We start from the raw sequence: 18,496 nt of genomic DNA on the forward strand, positions 1-18,496 counted from the left end.
GATGCAAAAATCAAGGTTTGATGCAAAGGGGGTGGTGCGATGATTTCCATGCTCAGACCTCCTATCCTCTTTCTCGCCCTGTGGGGCATCCTTGCCAGTCTGGGAAAAATCGTGCGCCTATCTCCGGATTGGCCGGTCTGGGCGGTGGCCGCAGTTGCCGCGCTGGTGGTGGAACTGATCCTCTTCCTCTATCGCTACGAATCGCAGGCGGTCACCCCGAAGCGCAGCCGCTGGCTGATCGCGCTGCGATTGTGCTCCTTGGCGGTGCTGGTCTGGATTCTGATCGAGCCGACGTGGATCCGCGAGGTCGAGCGCGCGCGCAATCGCGAGGTGGTGGTGGTCATCGACGATTCCGCTTCGATGCATCTGAAGGACGATGGCGCGTCCGCGACCCGGCTTGAGATTGGGGAGAAGGCCTTGGCGGATTCCGGGATTCTCAAGACACTCGGCGAGTCGATGAAGGTCCGCACGGTCCATGCTGCGCGCAGTGTTCGCGGCGAGGGCGAAGGGGAGGCGGAAGGGTGGAGCGATGCCACCGACCTTGTCGCGGCAATGAACACGGTGCTGGAGCAGGTTCCGCCCGATGATCTCGCCGGTGTGGTGATGGTGAGCGATGGCAGACACAATCGCCCCGGCCGGGTGGAAGACGTGGCGCGCCGCTTCGGCATCCTCGATGCTCCTGTCGGGATCATCGCCACCGGCAGTGCGGAGCCGCCGCGCGATGCCTCGGTGCTGGAAGTGAAGGCTCCGGAGGCGATCCACCTCGGTGACCGCATGCGGGTGACGGCATCGCTCAAATTCGACGGTTACAAGGGTGGCCAGGCCAAGGTGCGGCTGATGCGTGGCGAGAAGTTGATCGAGGAGCGGCCGGTGCCGATTCCGCAGGAACATCACCGCGAGGAAGTGCGCTTCACCACGGTGCCGGAGGAAGGCGGCGTGGGCGGCTACCGGATCGAAATCGCCGGGCTGGATGGCGAGCGCTTCGCGGAGAACAATGCCTGGGAATTCGAGACCTCGATCACGGATGCCCGGACCAACGTGCTGATCGTCGAAAGCACGCCACGCTGGGAATTCCGCTACCTTCGCAATCTCTTCTACGGCCGGGATAAGTCGGTGCACATGCAGTATGTGCTGCTGCACCCGGACACGATCGCGGGCCAGGAGGAGGAATTGATCCCCGCCTCGGCCACCCGGCCCTTCGGTGAGGCGCAGGCAACACGCCTGCCCGCGACCCAGGAGGAGTGGCGGAAGTTCGACGTGATCATTTTGGGCGACATCGATCCGCGGGCGATGGATGAAGCGACATGGAAGATCATCGCGGAGTGCGTGAAGGAGCGTGCGGCGATGCTGGTGATGATCGCCGGGCCGCGCTACATGCCGCACGGCATTTCGGAAGAGTCTGGCCGCGACCTCGTGCCGGTCGAGACCTACGATAGGAATCGTAATTTCTACAGCGCCGGGGAGGAGCCCTTCCGCTTCGCCCTCACCGCGGAGGGCCGCAACCACCCGATCACCCAACAGACGACCGGTGAGACGGCGAACGATGCCGTCTGGGCCGGATTCCCGGAGATCCCGTGGCGGCAGCCGATTCGTTCGCTGAAGGACGGGGCGGAAGTCTTGATCACTGCCGCGGGCCAGGAAGGCCAGGCTGCCATCTCCGGAGGCGAGGGCTTGAATGCCGCCCTCGATGCCTTGGCCAAGCGCCGCGAGAAGGAGGCCGCCGCCGCCCTGCTCGTCACCCGCCAGACCGGCAAGGGCAAGGTGGCGCTGCTGCTCACGGATCGGACCTGGCGGCTGCGCGAGGGCGCGGGCGATCTTTACCATCACCGCTTCTGGGGGAATCTCGTCCGCTGGGGAGCGGGGCCGGTGCTACGTGCCGGCGGCTCCCGCGTGCGACTCGGCACCGACCAGCTTACTTACACCGCGGACGATCGAATCAAGCTGACCGCCCGACTGCGCGACTCCGGAATGAATCCGGTGACGGACGCTGACCTGAAGGCCGAGCTTTTCCGCGATGGCGAGATGGTTTCCAGCACCGCGATAAATGCCGTGGAGGGCTCGAATGGCCTGCACGAGGTCGAGCTTCCCGCGCTGCCGCATTCCGGTCGCTATGAAGTGCGCTTGCGGGGCACGCAGGCCGACCGCCTGGTGAGCGAGGACGGCGGCACTGCTGTCAGCGCCGGTTTCCGGGTGGTGGGCTCGCGCGGCCCGGTGGAATTGGCCGAGACCACGCTCAACTTGCCACTGCTCTCCACCGTTGCGGATCTCTCCGGCGGGCGGGTGGTGAAGCCGGAGAATGCCGGGGATCTCACCGGCCTCTTTTTGAAGGAAACCAATGCGAAGAAGGAAATCCGCGAGACCTCGCTGTGGGACAGTTGGCTCGTGCTCGCGCTTTTCGCCTTTCTCCTGACCACGGAATGGGTGATCAGAAGGGGAGGGGGATTGCCGTAGATCCATCAATGCCATGAGCACCGACCAAGCTAGACAAGACATCGGCCGCCGGCTGGAGGCGGTCCGTTCGAGCATCCGGCGTGCACAGTTGCTGCGCGGCGGGCTGCTGCTCGCGACCGTGGGCCTCGGTGGCCTGCTCGCGATCATGGCGGCGGACCACCTTTTCTCGCCGCTGCCAATGGCCGCGCGCTGGGTGCTTTTCGGACTGTGGATCGCAGCGGTATTGGCGGCGGTGTGGATTGGTGCCCGGCCCCTGATGCGCAAGATCAGCCTGGTGCAGATCGCGCGGTGGATCGAGGGCCGCCATCCCGAGATCGAGGAGCGCATGAGCACGGTGCTCGAAATTTCCGGCAACGACGCCGGCACTTCCGCGAGCTTGATGGCGGAACTGGCCAAGGCGGCGGGTGAGGATGTGGGCAAGGTGGATGCACGCGCCGAGATGAAGGCCTCCGGTGCCGGTCGCCGCTGGGCGAAACCTGCCGCGATCCTGGCGATCATGCTGGTGACGCTCTTCGTGCTGTGGCCGAAGGAAGCGCTGCGGCTGGTGACCCGGGCGGTCGCCCCCTTCAGCAGCATGGGCAACGCCGCGGCGGTGAAGTTCACGGTGAAACCCGGCGATATCGAAATGCTGGAGGGCGATGCCCTGCAGATCGAAGTCGCCTATGCCGGTCCCGCGGACAAGATCGACCTGGTGATGGAGCTGGCGGACGGCAAGGAGATCATCCAGCCCCTGCAGCTTGCCGGCGATAGCTGGCGCTACCGCATGGATCCTGTTAGGGAAGGTTTCCGCTATCACGCCCGCGCCGGTCGCGGGGAGAGCGATGCCTTCACGGTGACGGTGTGGCCTTCACCGATGATGTTGGAACCGCGGGTCAGGCTTGGTTTTCCCGAATACTCCGGACTTTTGCCCGATGAAGCGCCGCTTGGCCGCGGGATCGAGGCGGTGCGCGGCACGACGGTGAAGCTCGAGGGTAAGCTCAATACCGCGGTGGAAGAAGCTTGGCTTGAGATCGGTGACAAGCGCATCGCGGATGGCAAGATCGATGCCGCGGCCAATGGCGGCCGGGTGAGCTTCGCGTGGAATCTGGAGAAGGACGGCGCGGGCGAAGCAGTGGTGCGGCTCAAGCATCGCTTGGGTCGCGAGGTGGAGGCGCTGCGCTTTCCGGTGAGGGTTTTGGAAGATCAGGTGCCGGTGGTTCGCTGGCTCAGTCCGATGGCAAAGGAACTGCGCGTCCGTCCGGACGAGGTGCTGGCCCTGCGCTACGAGGTGACGGAGGATTTCGGCTTGGCTTCCCTGAAAGTGGAGTCGAAGACCTCGGGCAAGGAGCCGGTAAGCACGAACCAGGATCTGCCGGAGAAAATGGCGGGCGGTAGCAAGCCAGCCCGCTTCCGCGGGGGCAGCGAGGTGGCGATCGGCTCGCTGATCGAGCGTTGGCCGGGTGCTGGCGAGGTGCGCTTGCGGATCCGTGCGGAGGATGCTCGCCCGGCCGAACTAGATGGTCCGGGCGTGGGAAATTCCGAGTGGCTGCTACTAAGGATCGACCGCAATGCGGAGTCCCTTGCCCGGCAAGAAATGCGCGCGGAGCACGATGGAGCCCGCGAGACGATCGAGAAGGCGATGCAGGCGACCCGCGAGGCCCGCGAGCGGATGGACTGGCATCGCGGCGAGATGAAGAACGAGGAACTGAGCAAGGACGCGAAGAAGCATTTCGAGGAAGCCCGCGATCGCTTGGCCGAGGCGAAGGAGAATTTGGAGAAGCTGGCGGAGCGGATGCAAGACAGCGTGCATGCCACCAAGGCGGATGAAGTACGAAAGGCATCGGAGCAAGTGGCCGCCGCCCGCCAGGAGCTGGAGAGTGCACCCCTTCGAGACGGCCAGACGCGTCGCGAGGAGAAGCTTGATGGTGCCCGCCAGCAAGCGGAGGAGGCGATGAAGCAGCTTGAGGAAGCTCGCAACCAGATGGATCGGGATCGCCAGAAGATCGAGGAAGTCGCCCGACTCCAGGAGCTGGCGCAGCAGCAGCGCGAGCTGGCCCGGCAAGCGGAGAACCAGGTGGCCGCGAACAAGCAGGACCAGCCGCTGCCCCAGGATTGGCAGGAGCGGCAGCGCCAGATGGAGGAGCAGCTCAAGCAGCAGCTCCGGGAGCAACCTCAGGCACGCGCCGAGGCGATGAAGGATCAAGCGACAGAAGCGCGCGAGCTGGCTGAGGAAGCCAAGGCCTTGAGCGAGGCGCAGAAGTCGATGGAAGAGCAGGCCCGCCAGACTCCGGTGAACACTCCGCCGCCCGAGCAGGCGGTGAAGGAACTGCGCGAAGCCTTGGCCAAGGAGCAGGCGAAGATTGCCGAGGAGACCGCGAAGCAACTGGCGGAAGCGCGGCAGGATTTGAGCGAGACCGCCGATGTGCTTCCCAAGGCCGAAGCCGCCACCCGCGAGGCCAGCGAGGCGATGACCAAGGGCGAAGACAAGGCCGCCGCCGACGCCGCGAAGGGGGCGGTTCAAGCGCTCAACGAATCCAAGGCGGAAGCCACGCAAGGCGCGGAAGACCAGGGCCAAGCCGAGAAGGGTCAGGCCGAGGAAGGCACGCCGGAGCAAGGGCAAGCCAAACCCGGCCAAGCCCAGGCGGAAGCTACCGAGGAAGCCCGGCGCGCGGCCGAACTTGGAGAACTCGCCGAGCGCCAGGGTCAGGTAGCGGAAGCTCTGCAATCGCTCGCCGAAGGCAAGACCGCCGAGGCGATGCAAGAGCTTCGCGAGATGCAGGCGGATGCCGCGGCGGATCTTTCCCAAGCCATCGCCGAAATGCCCCAGGCCGAAGGGTCCGGCCACATGAACGAGGCCCGCGATGCCTCGCGCCAAGGCGGCGAACAAGCGAAGGCTGCCGCCGAGAATGGCAAGCAGGGCAAGCCGCAGGACGCCGCCGGGCAGCATCAGCAATCCGCCGGCAATCTCCAGCGCAGCGCCGAGGCGCTCGACCGGGCCGCGGAGGATTTCGCGCGCGGTGCCGAGCAGGCCCAAGGCCAGCAGCCGGAGCAGCATCGCGCGGCGATCCCGCCGAAGGATCTCGCGCAGGCTTTCCAGTCCGCCTCGCGCGCTTCCGGTGAAAAGAACCAAGGCACCCAGTCCGCCAGCGAAGCCTCACAGGCGGCGGACGCCCTTGCCCGTGCCGCGCAGGCGGCCCGCCAGAGCATGCAGGGTCAATCCAAGCCCGGTCAGCCCGGCATGCCCGGCGATCCGCAACCGGGAATGCCCGGTGAAAAGCCGGAGGAAGGCGAGCGCGCTCCCGAGGCCGATCCCGGCGTGCCGCCGGAACTCGCCAAGCTCGGGATCAACGCCTCCGATTGGGAGAAGATCCAGGCCACTCTCAAGTCCGATGTCGGCGGCGCTGGCAGCGGCGTGCCGGAAGAATATCGCGGCCTAGTGAAGAGATACTTCGAAACGATGAGCGAGAAATGAGATTCCTTGCCGCGACCATTCTAGTCTTTGCCAGCGCTTCCGCCTTCGCCGCGGAGACCGCCGATCCGGTATTCGCCGAGTGGCGGGACCGGGTTGATCCCGCGGTCGAGCGGGCCTTGGAATATCTCGCGCGCGTGCAGCGCGAAGATGGCTCGTTTCCGGAGAGCTATGGCGACTCCACCGGTATCCCCGCGCTGGCCGGCATGGCGATCCTCTCGAAGGGCCACCTGCCGACCGAGGGTCCCTACGTGGTGGCGCTGAACAAGTGCATCGACTTCGTGCTGGCGAACCAGCTTGAGAACGGCCTCTTCGAGAAGGGAAATGCCGGCAGCGGCCCGATGTATGCCCACAATATCTCCACGCTCTTCCTCTCCGAAGTCAGCGGGATGGTCGATCCCGCGCGCCAGGAGAAGATCGCCGCGACGCTTCCCGCGGCGCTCAAGCTGATCTTGAAGGCGCAGGCGGTGGATAAGGACGAGCGCCATCAGGGCGGCTGGCGCTATCACCCGGGGTCCACCGATAGCGATACCTCGTGCAGCGGCTGGGCGCTCATGGCGCTGCGCTCCGCCAAGCTCAATGGTGCGGCCGTCCCGGACCAGGCGATTGCCGATGCCGTGTCTTACCTCGGTCGCCATCAGGACAAAAAGGAAGGCCACTTCGGCTACATGGATCAGACGAATCACGCCCGCTCGCTCACCGGCATGGGCCTGCTCTGCCTGGAACTATGTGGGAAGCATGGCACGGCGGAGACGACCATCGCCGCGGACTATGTGATGAAGACCTTCCGTGATCTTCCGGGAGATCAGTTCGAGTTCTACGGGAACTACTACAATGCCCAAGGCACCTTCCAGATCGGCGGGCGGTATTGGAATGACTACGCGAACTGGATGTACGATACCTACCTGAAGAAGCAGCAGGAAGACGGCTCATGGAACAGCCGGGAAGCCGGACGGATTTACGGAACCACGATGATGGTCCTCGCCTTCACCGTGCCTTACCGCCAGCTCCCCATTTACCAGCGGGACGAGACGGTCGACGAGGAGGAGTAGCGCGGGCGCTACATGGCGATCACTTCGCCGGAGCGGGAGTCTCCTCCTTCTTCGTCGCATCCGGCGCCTCGATCGGCACTCCGGCGGCCGAGCCCTGGATATCGTGCAGCAGGGAGCGCCCGGTGTCCTTCTGATGCCGGACGTGCAGGCCGAGATAAAAGGCCCCTGCCGCCAGGATCAGGAAGAACAAGGTCATGAAGAAACTCGCCGAGGCGCTCGGCTGGGCTTCGTAGATCACCTGCTGCCGCGCGACCGGTGCCGGAGCGGGTTTGACCACGGCCTTCTTCGCGCCCTCGCCCGGCAATTCGCGGACGATCGGGGATTCCTGGGCCGGCTTCTCGCGGGCCAAGGCCTCGCGCTCTTCGTCGGTCAGGGTGAAGTCGAAGGCCACGTCGCCGATCTTCACGCTGAGACCGTGGCGCAGCGGAATGATCTCCCTCTTTTCCCCGTCCAGCTTGATCCCGTTGGTCGAGCCGACGTCACGGAGTTGGTAGCCGCCGTCGATCCGCTCCATCACCGCGTGGCGCACGGAAGCGGAGCCGTCCTCGATCACGATGTCGTTCTCGCTACCCCGGCCGATGTTGACCTTTTGGCGGTCAAGCTGGAAGCGATACGGCTGAGGATTGAGGTCGGCGATGGTAATGGTGACGCGCGGCATGGGTGGAAGACGTGAATCTGCGGCCCTTTCTAGCGTGAATACCTGCTCCTCTGCACGGAAAAACTCCGCCGTATCCACTTCCCGCGGCCTGATGCCGGGGGAATCCGATTGCCAAGGCGCTTCGGCTCTGCTGAATTCTTCCCACCATGGCCAACGCAACGAACGTGCTCGCGAGCGGGATCGAAATCACCGGCTCCATCCGCTTCTCCAATGACATGATCATCGACGGGAAGATCGAGGGCGAGATCATCTCCGAAAAGGGCCGCGTGACCATCGGCGAAAACGCCATGATCAAGGGCAACGTCACCGCCGGCGACGTGAAGGTCTTCGGCAAGGTCGAGGGCAAGATCACCGGCGACCGCTGCGAGCTGAAGGCCAAGTCCCGCCTCGATGGCGACATCAAGGCCAAGATGTTCTCGATGGAGGAAGGCGCACAGCTTTCCGGCCGCACCGAGATCGGCTGAGCCGCTTCTCGCGCAAGATACAGGATTTCAGAGAGCCGCCTCTTCCGGGGCGGCTTTTCTTTTGCTGCGGGCAATGGCATCCGCCGCATAGACGGCCACGGCGGTCCAGATCATCGCGAAGGAGGCCAGCCGCGATCGGGTCATTTCCTCATGATAGAAGCGCCAGCCGATCAGGAACTGGAGGGTGGGGGCCATGAACTGCAAGATGCCGAGGGTGGTCAGCGAGATCGTCCGCGCCGCATGGCCGAAGCAGAGCAGCGGCACCGCCGTGGCCACGCCGGTGAAGATCACCAGCAGCGCCGCCCCGGTGCTACCGCCGAAGATCGCCGCGCCCTGTGATCCCTGGAAGACCAGCCAGCCGAGCGCGAGCGGGGCCAGCAGCACCGTTTCCGCCGCTAGGCCGGCCAAGGCATCGAGCGGTGCCCGCTTCCGCACCACCCCGTAGAGCGCGAAGGTCAGCGCCAGCACCAGGGCGATCCACAGCGAGCCCTTCACCGCGTGGAATTGGAGAGCCACGCCGATCGCCGCAATCGCTACCGCCAGCATCTGCAGGCGCGACTGCCGCTCGCCGAAGAACAGCGCGCCGAAGAGCATGTTCAGGAAGGGATTCAGGTAGTAGCCCAGCGCCGCCTCCAGAATGTGGCCGTTCAAGGTGGCCCACACGTAGAGCAGCCAGTTTGAAGCCAGCAGGCAGCCTGAGAGCAGATGCCAGCCCACCCCGCGCCCGCTCGCCAGACCGCGGGTCACCGTCCGTATCTGCTTCTGCAGGATCAGCACGATGGCCAGCAGCACCAGCGACCAGACCGTGCGCTGCGCAATGATCGTGAGCGGCGGCAGGAATTGCAGTCCTTTCCAGAAGATCGGCAGCACGCCCCACATCAGGAAGGCGGCCACCGCACTGGTCACGCCGTTCTTGGGCGCATTCACTGGGGCGCGCCGGACTCGAATTTCTTGCAGATCCACGCCACCCGGGCCGCCGCGGATTCCATTTCCAAGAGCTCCTGGCGCTCGTCCGGCTTGTTCAGAAACTGCTGCGCCATCACATCGGCCAGGATCGAGGGGTCGTCGATCTGCGCGGTCATGGCCACGAGTGCGTCGCGGACTTCTCCCGGCAGTTCACGGGTCACCGTCTCCGCCGCTTCTTGCAGCGCCTCCAGCGCCGCGCGGGATTGCGATTCCGGCTCGAAGACGGATGGCACCGGCTCAATCCGCGCTTTCGGGTAGGGGGAGTCGAGCCACTCGGTGAAGCGGACCCGGATCACGCCGTGCAGCAGCAGGTTCGAGGTGCCGTCCTCCAGCTCGCGGGAGGCCCGCACCAGGCCCATGGTGCCCATCGGGGCCGTGCAGCGCTTGAGATCGTCCTTCTCTTTCCCCAGCAGCCTCGCCACGGCGAAGAAGCAGCTCCCGTGCAGCGCGTCCGAGAGCATTTCGCGGTAGCGCGGCTCGTAAATGTGCAGCGGCAGGCCGCCGTGCGGGAAAAGCGTGCAGTCCGGCAGCAGCATCACACCGCAGGTCTGGGGGATGTTGAGCGAGGACATCGCCGCAAAGGAGGCGCGCCGGCCCCGCCACGCAATCCAAAAATCCCGGGAGCGCCATGGGGTTCGCCCGGTGGCGGAGTGCAAGCGCCACTCCTTCGCCCTTGCCTCCTGCTCCCGCATTGCCCACCCATGGCCGCGTGACCGAGGAACCCGCCCCGCGCCGCGACCGCCGCATCGCCCTGTTGCTTTGGCTTGTGCCCCTGTGGCTGGTGGTTTCGGCCTGTCTGGGAATCTGGTATCACCTCCATCAGGAAAAGGTGGAGGCGGAGAAGGATACGCCGCGCTTCGCCACCGCCATCTCGGTGCCGGGCCTACAGGGCGACGTGGCCAAGTTCATCGATTTCGTCGGTGAGCGCCATCCCGGCCGTCCGGAAGGCCTCAACCGCGCCGCCGCCATGATCGAGGGCTCGCTAGGGCCCTCGAATGCCGGCTACAAGGTCGAGCGCCTGCGCGGCCCGGCGGCCGGCGGCAACCGCTGGCCGATCCTCATCGTCAGCCTGCGCGGCAAGGATGAGGACCTCCCGCCGCTGTGGGTGGTGGCCGCCTACGATTCCCGCCCCGGTTCGCCCGGCGTGGAGGCGAATGCCAGCGGCACCACCAGCGTCCTCGCCGCGGCCAGCGCGCTCGCTACGGGCAAGCCGAAAAGGACCGTGAACTTCGCCTTCCTTCCCCACGCCTGCGACCCCGAATCACCGCTCATGGAGACTTTCGCGATTCTCCACAAGCGGGTGGGCAAGGCTTCCGAAGTGCTCGTGGTCGAGGCCACCGGGGCCAAAGCGAAACTTCTCCTGAGTTCGCGCGATGCCCGGAGCCGTGCCCTCCGCTCGGCGGAAGGCCTCGGCGAGGTCGTCGGTGCGGAGAGCATTTGCCTGGAGGACGATTTCGACCTCTCCTCCGTGCTTTTCGAGACCGGCCTGCCCGCCGTCCGCGTCTCCACCCGGAGTGTCGTGACCGCGGCCGAACCCGACAGCTCCGCGCCCGACCCCGCGATCCACGCCGCCGCCACCACGGCCTTGCTGACTCTGATCGGCAGACTATCGGATTCCTGAAAAAAACCTCTTGCACGAATGGGGGTCCATCCCCTACCAAACCGCCCTCACGCGGCCCCCGGGCCGCGCCGACGTCAGGGGGATTAGCTCAGTTGGTAGAGCACTTGCATGGCATGCAAGGGGTCAGCGGTTCGAATCCGCTATCCTCCACGTTGTTTCTAAGTGGTTGTTTTTCTGTGGGTTGTGCGGGAGAGGTGAAGAGGCCGGATCGAAACTGTGACCTAAAGCGTGGCCCAGTTTTTTACGGCGGCGATTTTTTCGATTCCCGACACCCGCCCTGAGATGCCAGCGCAGACCATTGGCGCTCGCTGCGGCGTGGGCCGTTAGAAAGGGCACGCATTCCGCGGCGCGCCTATGGTGGCCAACCGGCCTTCGACTATTCCCGCAACTGTTGCCGCAGCATGCAATCAAACGCCGCGGCGATGCCGCCCGGCCAAGAGATCATAGCGCCCCCCGAGGAAAGCGTTTGCGCGCTGCACTCTGGCGACAGACGCAATACGACCCTTTCTCCTTCCGCGTCCTCCCACCGGATTGACGGGTTTGCGTGGATATGTCCAAGCTGGTTCGCAATATGTTCCTGCTGTGCCGGTGTGCGGCCCTTCGAGTTCAGTATGATTTCAATCATGGCGGCTCCGAAATAGCAGACCGCGGCGGAAGGCGACACGGGCGCTTCTTTCACGCCATCTCGGCGTCCCAGGTGAATCTGCCACGCCGGACTAAGGAACGACAGCCTCCCCTTGCCGGTGGTCCAGCACGGCTAGCAGGCAAGATGGCCCACCGGGCGAGGCCATTCCGCGAGAACGGGCTAGGAGAAAGCCCGAAGTACTATCGTCGCGAGTCCAATCCAGAAGATTGCCTGCACAATCTTCCAGATCATCAAACCGATACCCGCGTTGCTGTCCTGTTCGTTGTCGGGAGGAGGATTCATTCGCTGCCATATTGCATCATCGAATTAGTGCCTCAAGCTGGAAGCCAGTCTGGTTGGGAGTCCGCGCCACTCCAAAAGCGGCGTCGTTTCCCATCGCCAGCTTTTGCGGGCTCGGCTTCTAATCGGGTCATGGATGAATTCACCACAAACCTGATCGCCGGGGTGATTGGCGGCTTTGGAGGGAAGTCTGCTGAGGTGTTGTGGGGCGGAGGAGCGAAGCTGCTAGGCCTGCGCAAGCACCTTCAGAAGGCCGAAGAGAACGCTATCGTCCGGGCTGGCGCGATGCTTGAGCTTCTATCCTCGCGGATTCAGCGTCTGGAGAATGAAGCACAGCTCAATCGGGAATTCATTGAAGGCGCGTTTGATGAGCCGGATCTAGCGAAGCTATTGAAGCAGGCAATGCAAGCGGCAGCCAGCACCCCTAGCAACGAGATGCACGAGATCCTTGCCGCATTGGTAGCTGAGAGAATCACCACACCACACCAAAGCTCGGAGGCGATTCTGTGCGGCCTTGCTTGCACCGCAATCTCACAAGCGACCCCGCTACACGTTCAACTTATGGGCTCCATGGCAACCATTGCACTGACAGACCCGATACTTCTGGAAAAGCCGTTGATGAAAGATGACAGGCCCTACCTTGAAGAACTTCGGGCTTGGTTTGAAGTGAACATGTCCGGATTCCCCGAACTCTGCGCATCCCCATTAGACATAGACTTCATGCGTGTCATCAATTGCGTCAGCGACAGCGGAGTTCAGACCGCCAGGGTAAACAAAACCCCACGAGGGATAGCCACCGTTATTACCTTTGCCGGGTACGACGTTCCTCTTCGAGATTTTGAGCAGTGGCCAGGAGGAAGCAACATGCGCGATTTCCTCTATATGCCATCCTCCTCCGCGAGGTTGACGCCGGTTGGCCAAGTTATCGGCTCGCTTGTCGTGAATCTCCGACGGGGCACACGGATTACCTACAAAGATTTTGATGATAACGAAAAATTCCGCTTTCGCAGTAGGTTTCCTCGGTCGAAGTGAGTGCCCTAAAACGGGGGGGCTCCGCACCCTCAGCGAATCAGCAACGGCGCTTGGCGAAGCCTCTCGCCCGCGGGCGGAAAGGGGACAGCGGAAATCGGGCGGCCTCGCTCCTGTGGCCTGCCAAAGGCGCGAGGCTTGCGGCAGGCCGGATTCGGGGGGTGATTACTACCGCCGCCCATGAGAAACCCCGCCGGGGAACTCTCCGGGCGGGGCATTGTCTGCGATGTCAGGAGTCCCCTAGCTCGCTCAATTCGTCGTCAACCGCCTCCATCCAAACGTCCCTTGCCCATGATGGCTGCGCGCGCGAGAGCCGTTCACGGAGGCGGAGAAGCCTTGCGCGGGAAGCTTCCACCTCCCGCCTATGCCCTGCCGCAGAGGTTGCAAGGGGCGGGCGCGCGGCCTCGACTGGATTCAACGTGGATTGCATAACGTCAGTTCAGCTCGTGGTAGCCAATCGCGAGGAGGCTCGCGCGGATGGCCTCGCTATCGGCGGGCCGGATCTCCCTCAGGTTGGTAAAGCCCTCCCCTAGTAGTGAGATGGCGCGGTCTGTCCCGCAGATTGAAAAGATCGCCCGGAAGCGATGCCACACTGCAAGGGTCATGCCTTGCTGCGGCTCCTGTTCTCTTGTGAAATCTCGATGCATTACGCCTCTAACGGGCGCGGGTTGGTTGGTGTATTTCAATGGAATCGGCGGGCCACAGGCGGATTTCTGTTAGGAGCCGCGAATATGCCTCCGCATGTCGCTGAGCGAGTAGAACCGCGCCTTGCCAACGTGCTTGTCCCGGATCTTCTCCGACTCGATCAATCGGATGATCTTGGACCGGCAGAAGTTCGAGACGGGGCAGCGTCCACCGGGGAAGCCAGCCCGCCCCGGTGCTGGAAGGCGGCTCCAATCGTCGCCATCGGTGCGGCTGCGAGTGAGTTCGTCCAAGAGGGCGAAGGCCGCGCCGACCGCGTTGCGGAGGCCGTCGATTACCGCCTGTGCGCGCTCGTCGCAAAGGATGGAGGGCGGGAATGCTTTCAGGGTAGGAGGCTCCGGTTCGGGTGGGATTCGATTCATTCAATTCCAACACCACGTGACTCCCACCTGTCTGTCAATGTGATGAAAAGCGACAGACACCGACAGACACGCAGACCCGAAGTTTCAAAAATGCGCGGCTAACGAGGCATGCCTTATAAGGGGTGAAAATGCTTCGCCCGAGGGGGGGCGGGGGGAGAGGCGGCAAAGTATGGTTGCGAAGGCTGGCGTTTTTCTCCGTTTCAGCACATTGCCAAAACCTCCCGAGTCCCTGTCTGTATCCACCGCAGTTGTATTTGCTAACGCGCTTTTACCCCCCATACCCACTTTTTACGCCACGCCCCCCCGCTGCGGGTATCACTGCATCCCAAAGGCAGTGATACCCGCCCGCAATCCTTTGTGCCTCTAGGCTCCCATCGCCGCGCTTTCCAATATCGGCGCGGAATCCGCGCCTTCCTCACCCTCCGGCGTAATATTCCGCAGCCTTTCCTGCGTCCGTGCGACCATTGCTTCGAGTTCGGCCAGCGACATTTGCGACGGTTCACGCTTGTCTGCCTCGATCCCCAATCGGGTGTAGCCCAGCTTTGCCTGTAGGCCATGCCCTGCACTCTCCAGGACGAAGGTTGCCGCCTTCACGCGAGCTGCCGCCGGGGCTGTCTCGTCTTCAATGATGCCCTCAAGACACCGCATGGCCTTGTCTGCAAGCGGTCCTGCCAAGCGCGCCTCGCGCCGCTCGAAGATCTCCCGCCGCACTTCGGCATGCTGCATGAGTCGGGAAGCTGTAACGGACAGCGAATTGCGTGATCCGTTAGCGTAACCCGCTGCCTTCGCCGCCTCCGCACCCTGCATCCCGTCTGCAACTAGCCGGGCAAACTTTGCTTGTTTGTCTGTTAGTGCCATACGCAATCGGTTAGGCGGCCTCTCCGGGGTTCTCTCCGAGCAAGGCCCCAAGCGCCGCTTCCTGTGAGCGCGTCAACGGACCGAGCAAGCGAAGGAGACCGAGCCCGGCAGTCAGTCCGCTGTCTGCCACCGCATCGCGGATCTCTCCAAGCCTGTCGTCCAAGACCTCGGCAAGTTGTCCAAGTTGGGTTGCTGCTTGCGCTTCCCCGGTTGCGTGCCGCCTGAGCGAAGCTTCCACTTGAATGGCGCGTGTCAATGTGAGGACGCAGCCAAAGAGCTGAACAGCATCGGTGCGCAGCCGAGTCAGTTCGGGTTCAATCTTCTCGCGGTAGTCGCGGAAGGTGAAAGGGGTGTCATCGGAAGGGAGGGCTTGCGGGGCTGTGTGAGATGCAACGGATTTTTGGACCGGTTGTTGGTTAGTTGGACGGAATGAGTTCGGCCTCGAATCGGGCCGGGGATCGGTAGCCGAGCGAGGAGTGCCTGCGATGGGTGTTGTAGTAGCCCTCGATGAAACTGAAGATTTCGGTCCGGGCGTCCTGTCCGTCAATGAAGCAGCCTCCCTGCAGCATCTCCTTCTTGAGGGTGGCCATGAACGATTCGCTCCACGCGTTGTGGTAGGGGTTGGCCCGTGCCGACATGCTCTGGCAGATGCCGGCCCGGGAGAGCATGGCGCGATATTCGCAGCTTCCGTACTGGCTGCCGCGGTCGCTATGGAAGATCAGGCCCGGGGCCGGACGACGCGAGCCGAGTCCTTGGGCGAGAGCATCGGCAACGAGCCCGGCGCGCATGTGGCGGGCCAGCGACCAGCCGGTGATGCGGCGCGTGCAGAGGTCGATGACCACCGCGAGGTAAAGCCATCCGGAGGCGGTGGGAATGAAGGTGATGTCGCCCGCCCAGACTTGGTCCGGCCGGTCGGGCAGCTCCTTTCCCGCGATGAGGTTGGGCGAGGGTTTGTCGGCCCGGCCGTCGCTGGTCTTCGGCACGAAGGTCTTGGGCTGGATGGCCTTGAGGCCGCGCTCGGCCATGAGCCTGCGGACCCGGGCGGGCGCACAGGTGATGCCGCGCCCGGCAAGCTCGTGCCAGATGCGGCGGTGGCCGTAGCGCCGCCGGTGGCTCTTGAAGATTTCTTCAATCGCATCGCCGGCCGCTTTGTCCGAGCGTTTGGAGGGGGTGGGTGCGGCGGCGTGGTAGTAGCTGCTGCGGGGCAGCTCGAGGACCTCGCAGATCCGGCGGATGCCGTGGCCGGTGGCGCGGTGGATTTCCCCGATCATGGCGCGGAGTCCGGCCGGGGACTGGTCCCGAGGATGACCGCGGCCTTTTTTAAAATGTCATTTTCCTGGCGCAGGCGGGCGAGCTCGCGGCGCAACGCGCGCAGGTCGTCCGCTGCGTCCCCCTCGCCTGCGGCTCGCGGGCCTTCGCTGCCGCCCTGCGCGCGCCTTGCCGCCTGTCTCCAGCCATGGAGGAGGTTGGCGCTCATGCAGAGTTCGCGGGCGATCTCGGTGACGGACCGGCCGGTGTCGGCAAGCGCGACGGCCTGGGCTTTGAATTCCTCGGTATATTGCCTGCGTGGCTTGGGATTCATGGACATGGATTCTGGAGTTTGTTGGTCCAGAAATCCAGCACACCTCAGTGTTGGTCTTCATGGTCTTCATGGTCTTCATGGTCTGATGTGGGTCGGTTGGATTGGTTGTGCTGGTTCAGTTCGGTAATCCCTCCCCCATAGGGGGAGAGGATTTACCGAACTAGGTTGAACGGCGTTCGGAATCTGCTTTCTGGACTCATTCCGAACTTCGCGGACCTGTGATATAGCTTACTCAATTTAGGTGGGTTGTGGCAGATTTGAATTCCCGAACCTCGGGCCGTTCGTCCACTCCGAATGTGGGAAGTAGCGGCGAGGTTAGTCCGGTAATAGTTTCCGAACCTTCATCCGGGTCAGACGGCGAGATTCTGCCGGAGGTGAACGCGGGTGATGGGTGGTAAAGTCCATCTCCGCGGAGCATCACCTTGCCTTCCTCGACGAGTTCCTTTCGCCGTTCAAAGAACGTGGTGCGATTTACTCCCAGCCTCTCCTTCGCAAGCCGCTGCCAGTGGGTTGTTGTGGCCGGGAGAAGTCCAAGCAAGGGTTCGGAGGTGAACACGGGAGGCCGCCCTTTCTTCCGCTCGCCGTCTTGCAGATGATTCACCACGCAAGAGGTGATAGGCTTGCCGCGTCGGTTTGTGCCAAGCTCCACTTGCTCAAGGCGGAATCGCATCGGCTCCCCGCTCATGGGCAAATCTCGCTGTTTCGTTACGAGTGCCTGGCTTTCCATTCCCGCGGTGCGCGTCACCTCAATCTCGGAGTCCATCGCAGCACGCAGGGACGAATGACCACGCGCACCCTTGGTCATATCCTTGCCGGTGTGGTGGATCAGCATGACGTGAGCGCCACACGCAGCCCGGACTGCATCGGCTACAGCAATGGCAAGCGTCATATCTTTGGCGGCGTTCTCATCCCCGCCCGGCATCGCGCGTGCCAGCGTGTCGATTACCAAGAGACGAGGAACGCATCCGCTTTCTTCGGCCTTGGTCCGAACGGTAGCGGCGAGCCTTTCGGCGTGCCCTGCCTCCATGAGCGAGACGGGAGCGAAGCATAGGAATAGAGGGGCTTCCTCTGACAGCTTCCCGGCAGACTTTAGGGCAGCGATTCGGTTAATCACGCCGATGCTTCCCTCCAGCGCGACGTAAAGCACCGCGCCCTGATCTGTTTCGAGTTCTCCGCGGAACTTCTGCCCGGTCGCTACGCTCGCCGCGAGATCCATTACAAAGAAGGATTTGCCGCAGTTGCTCGGGCCATAGACCACGGATGAGCCCCCTTCGGTTAGAAGTCCTTCCACGAAGTCACGCGGCTCGGAAACCTCCGAAACTTCGTCCGCGCGAATTGCGGGGAAGGGGGCGCTTGCCCGCGAAGGGCTTGTGGCTTCTCCAAGGAAGAGCGATGCGAGCGCGGCGGCGGCATTGGTCGGCAGGGGATGGCGGGGTGCAAGAGGCAGGCCCTCTGTTGAGGGTTTGGGATGGGGTTGAAGCATGAATGGGGGAACGGCTTATTGGAATGGTGCGACTGGCGAGAGCCAGAGAAGGGATTGCATATGGCCATTGTCGCGGAGCTGATTTGGGCAGCGGACAAGCTGATTGGAGCGAAAGGCGGCAGGGTCGGCCCCGAGCTTCACGGCGGCGGTCTTCAATGCGTCTGTGGCTTCCGCAGACAACGGCATGAACCACGAATGCACAGACTTCCCACCGCTCATCAGCACCATTGCCAACGGAGCGTGTTGCGCCGCGATCCGCTTGAGGAACAGGACGCGCCCGAACTGTGCAGCGATTGGCACATCGTCGAACTCTACCACAACGAATCGCTGTACCGGCACGCACTCCTTGGCGACGTAGGACAGCCCCCCGTCCTGCGTTCTCCCAAGGCTGCCGGAGATTGGCGAGGACGCTACGAATTGAATCGGCTCGCTGGCGGCGGAGAAGAACGCAGGCAGATTGGCCACCCGGCAGCGAGACGCCCGACTTTGATTGGTGGCCTTGAGCCCAACGAATTCCTCCGGGGAGAAGAGCGCGGCAAGGATCTCCGCCGATGGAATGTCCTGGGGCCACGGAGAAGTCTTCATGAATGCCTCTGCCTCCTCCGCGCTCATGGGTGGGGCGTGTCTATCAATCTCTGCCAAGGGGAGCGGCTTCACTCGCGGGGCCGTCCCGGTTGCGTGAGGCGTCCCGTATGCAGTCTGAATTGCCCGCCCTACCTCTTGCGGGGAAAGCTCTCTGCCAGCCCGCAGACGGCCAGCGGCGGCTTCTGTGAGGGCATTGAAGGTCTGCTCCTGAGTATAGCCTGCCAATGCACAGCGGCGAGCGGTCGAGAGGCACCACGTATTTACGCCATGCGCAGGAGGCGGGAGAATGCTTGCAACGGAAGCGCTTGAA

At 63.5% G+C, this 18,496-nt stretch carries 16 protein-coding genes and 1 tRNA gene; 7 read left to right on the forward strand and 10 right to left on the reverse strand.

Annotated features, from left to right (window positions below; translation table 11 throughout):
• The first annotated feature begins 48 nt into the window (after positions 1 to 48).
• From ABWK72_RS25115 to ABWK72_RS25125, 3 genes are read left to right on the forward strand one after another with little or no spacing between them, the layout of a single operon-like run.
• Positions 49 to 2,451, forward strand: coding sequence for a hypothetical protein (locus ABWK72_RS25115; protein WP_367872326.1), 2,403 nt, complete (start codon positions 49 to 51; stop codon positions 2,449 to 2,451).
• 13 nt (positions 2,452 to 2,464) lie between these two features.
• Positions 2,465 to 5,902: a hypothetical protein gene (locus ABWK72_RS25120; protein WP_367872327.1), complete on the forward strand. Its 3,438-nt coding sequence runs from the start codon at positions 2,465 to 2,467 to the stop codon at positions 5,900 to 5,902.
• Complete coding sequence (locus ABWK72_RS25125) at positions 5,899 to 6,951, forward strand: prenyltransferase/squalene oxidase repeat-containing protein (RefSeq protein ID WP_367872328.1); 1,053 nt, start codon at positions 5,899 to 5,901, stop codon at positions 6,949 to 6,951. The genes ABWK72_RS25120 and ABWK72_RS25125 overlap by 4 nt, the downstream gene beginning before the upstream one ends.
• Before the next feature lie 19 nt (positions 6,952 to 6,970).
• Here the strand turns inward: ABWK72_RS25125 and ABWK72_RS25130 are convergent, their stop codons facing one another.
• Positions 6,971 to 7,609, reverse strand: coding sequence for an FHA domain-containing protein (locus ABWK72_RS25130; protein WP_367872329.1), 639 nt, complete (start codon positions 7,607 to 7,609; stop codon positions 6,971 to 6,973).
• 146 nt (positions 7,610 to 7,755) lie between these two features.
• On the opposite strand from ABWK72_RS25130, the gene ABWK72_RS25135 reads away from it, so the two are divergent.
• Complete coding sequence (locus ABWK72_RS25135) at positions 7,756 to 8,073, forward strand: polymer-forming cytoskeletal protein (RefSeq protein ID WP_367872330.1); 318 nt, start codon at positions 7,756 to 7,758, stop codon at positions 8,071 to 8,073.
• A 27-nt stretch (positions 8,074 to 8,100) separates the two neighbouring features.
• Here the strand turns inward: ABWK72_RS25135 and rarD are convergent, their stop codons facing one another.
• Both rarD and ABWK72_RS25145 read right to left on the reverse strand, forming a co-directional pair.
• Positions 8,101 to 9,000 carry an EamA family transporter RarD gene (rarD, locus tag ABWK72_RS25140; protein ID WP_367872331.1) on the reverse strand — a complete coding sequence of 300 codons (900 nt, stop codon included), beginning with the start codon at positions 8,998 to 9,000 and terminating at the stop codon, positions 8,101 to 8,103.
• Entirely contained in the window at positions 8,997 to 9,611 is a 615-nt protein-coding gene (locus ABWK72_RS25145) for an LON peptidase substrate-binding domain-containing protein (protein WP_367872332.1), read from the reverse strand. The genes rarD and ABWK72_RS25145 overlap by 4 nt, the downstream gene beginning before the upstream one ends.
• A 137-nt stretch (positions 9,612 to 9,748) precedes the next feature.
• On the opposite strand from ABWK72_RS25145, the gene ABWK72_RS25150 reads away from it, so the two are divergent.
• The 3 genes from ABWK72_RS25150 to ABWK72_RS25160 all read left to right on the forward strand — a co-directional run bounded on the left by ABWK72_RS25150 (position 9,749) and on the right by ABWK72_RS25160 (position 12,617).
• Positions 9,749 to 10,660, forward strand: a complete 912-nt coding sequence (locus tag ABWK72_RS25150) for a M28 family peptidase (RefSeq protein WP_367872333.1) — start codon at positions 9,749 to 9,751, stop codon at positions 10,658 to 10,660.
• Between the two features lie 77 nt (positions 10,661 to 10,737).
• Positions 10,738 to 10,810, forward strand: a tRNA-Ala gene (locus ABWK72_RS25155).
• A gap of 907 nt (positions 10,811 to 11,717) precedes the next feature.
• A complete protein-coding gene (locus tag ABWK72_RS25160; RefSeq protein ID WP_367872334.1) occupies positions 11,718 to 12,617 on the forward strand; it encodes an LPO_1073/Vpar_1526 family protein in 900 nt (299 codons plus the stop codon).
• 431 nt (positions 12,618 to 13,048) lie between these two features.
• Here the strand turns inward: ABWK72_RS25160 and ABWK72_RS25165 are convergent, their stop codons facing one another.
• From ABWK72_RS25165 to ABWK72_RS25195, 7 genes are all read right to left on the reverse strand, one after another.
• Complete coding sequence (locus ABWK72_RS25165; RefSeq protein WP_367872335.1) at positions 13,049 to 13,219, reverse strand: hypothetical protein; 171 nt, start codon at positions 13,217 to 13,219, stop codon at positions 13,049 to 13,051.
• A gap of 111 nt (positions 13,220 to 13,330) precedes the next feature.
• Positions 13,331 to 13,678, reverse strand: coding sequence for a hypothetical protein (locus ABWK72_RS25170; protein WP_367872336.1), 348 nt, complete (start codon positions 13,676 to 13,678; stop codon positions 13,331 to 13,333).
• 363 nt (positions 13,679 to 14,041) lie between these two features.
• Positions 14,042 to 14,536, reverse strand: coding sequence for a terminase small subunit (locus ABWK72_RS25175; protein ID WP_367872337.1), 495 nt, complete (start codon positions 14,534 to 14,536; stop codon positions 14,042 to 14,044).
• 416 nt (positions 14,537 to 14,952) lie between these two features.
• A complete protein-coding gene (locus ABWK72_RS25180) occupies positions 14,953 to 15,807 on the reverse strand; it encodes an IS3 family transposase (protein WP_367872265.1) in 855 nt (284 codons plus the stop codon).
• Positions 15,804 to 16,118, reverse strand: coding sequence for a transposase (locus tag ABWK72_RS25185; RefSeq protein WP_367871810.1), 315 nt, complete (start codon positions 16,116 to 16,118; stop codon positions 15,804 to 15,806). The genes ABWK72_RS25180 and ABWK72_RS25185 overlap by 4 nt, the downstream gene beginning before the upstream one ends.
• A gap of 232 nt (positions 16,119 to 16,350) precedes the next feature.
• Positions 16,351 to 17,601 (reverse strand): helicase RepA family protein, encoded by a 1,251-nt coding sequence (locus tag ABWK72_RS25190; protein WP_367872338.1) that lies wholly within the window; start codon positions 17,599 to 17,601, stop codon positions 16,351 to 16,353.
• 15 nt (positions 17,602 to 17,616) lie between these two features.
• A complete protein-coding gene (locus ABWK72_RS25195; protein ID WP_367872339.1) occupies positions 17,617 to 18,213 on the reverse strand; it encodes a hypothetical protein in 597 nt (198 codons plus the stop codon).
• Between the last annotated feature and the right edge of the window lie 283 nt (positions 18,214 to 18,496).

The organism is Luteolibacter sp. Populi (assembly GCF_040801775.1).
Classification (GTDB): Bacteria; Verrucomicrobiota; Verrucomicrobiia; order Verrucomicrobiales; family Akkermansiaceae; genus Haloferula.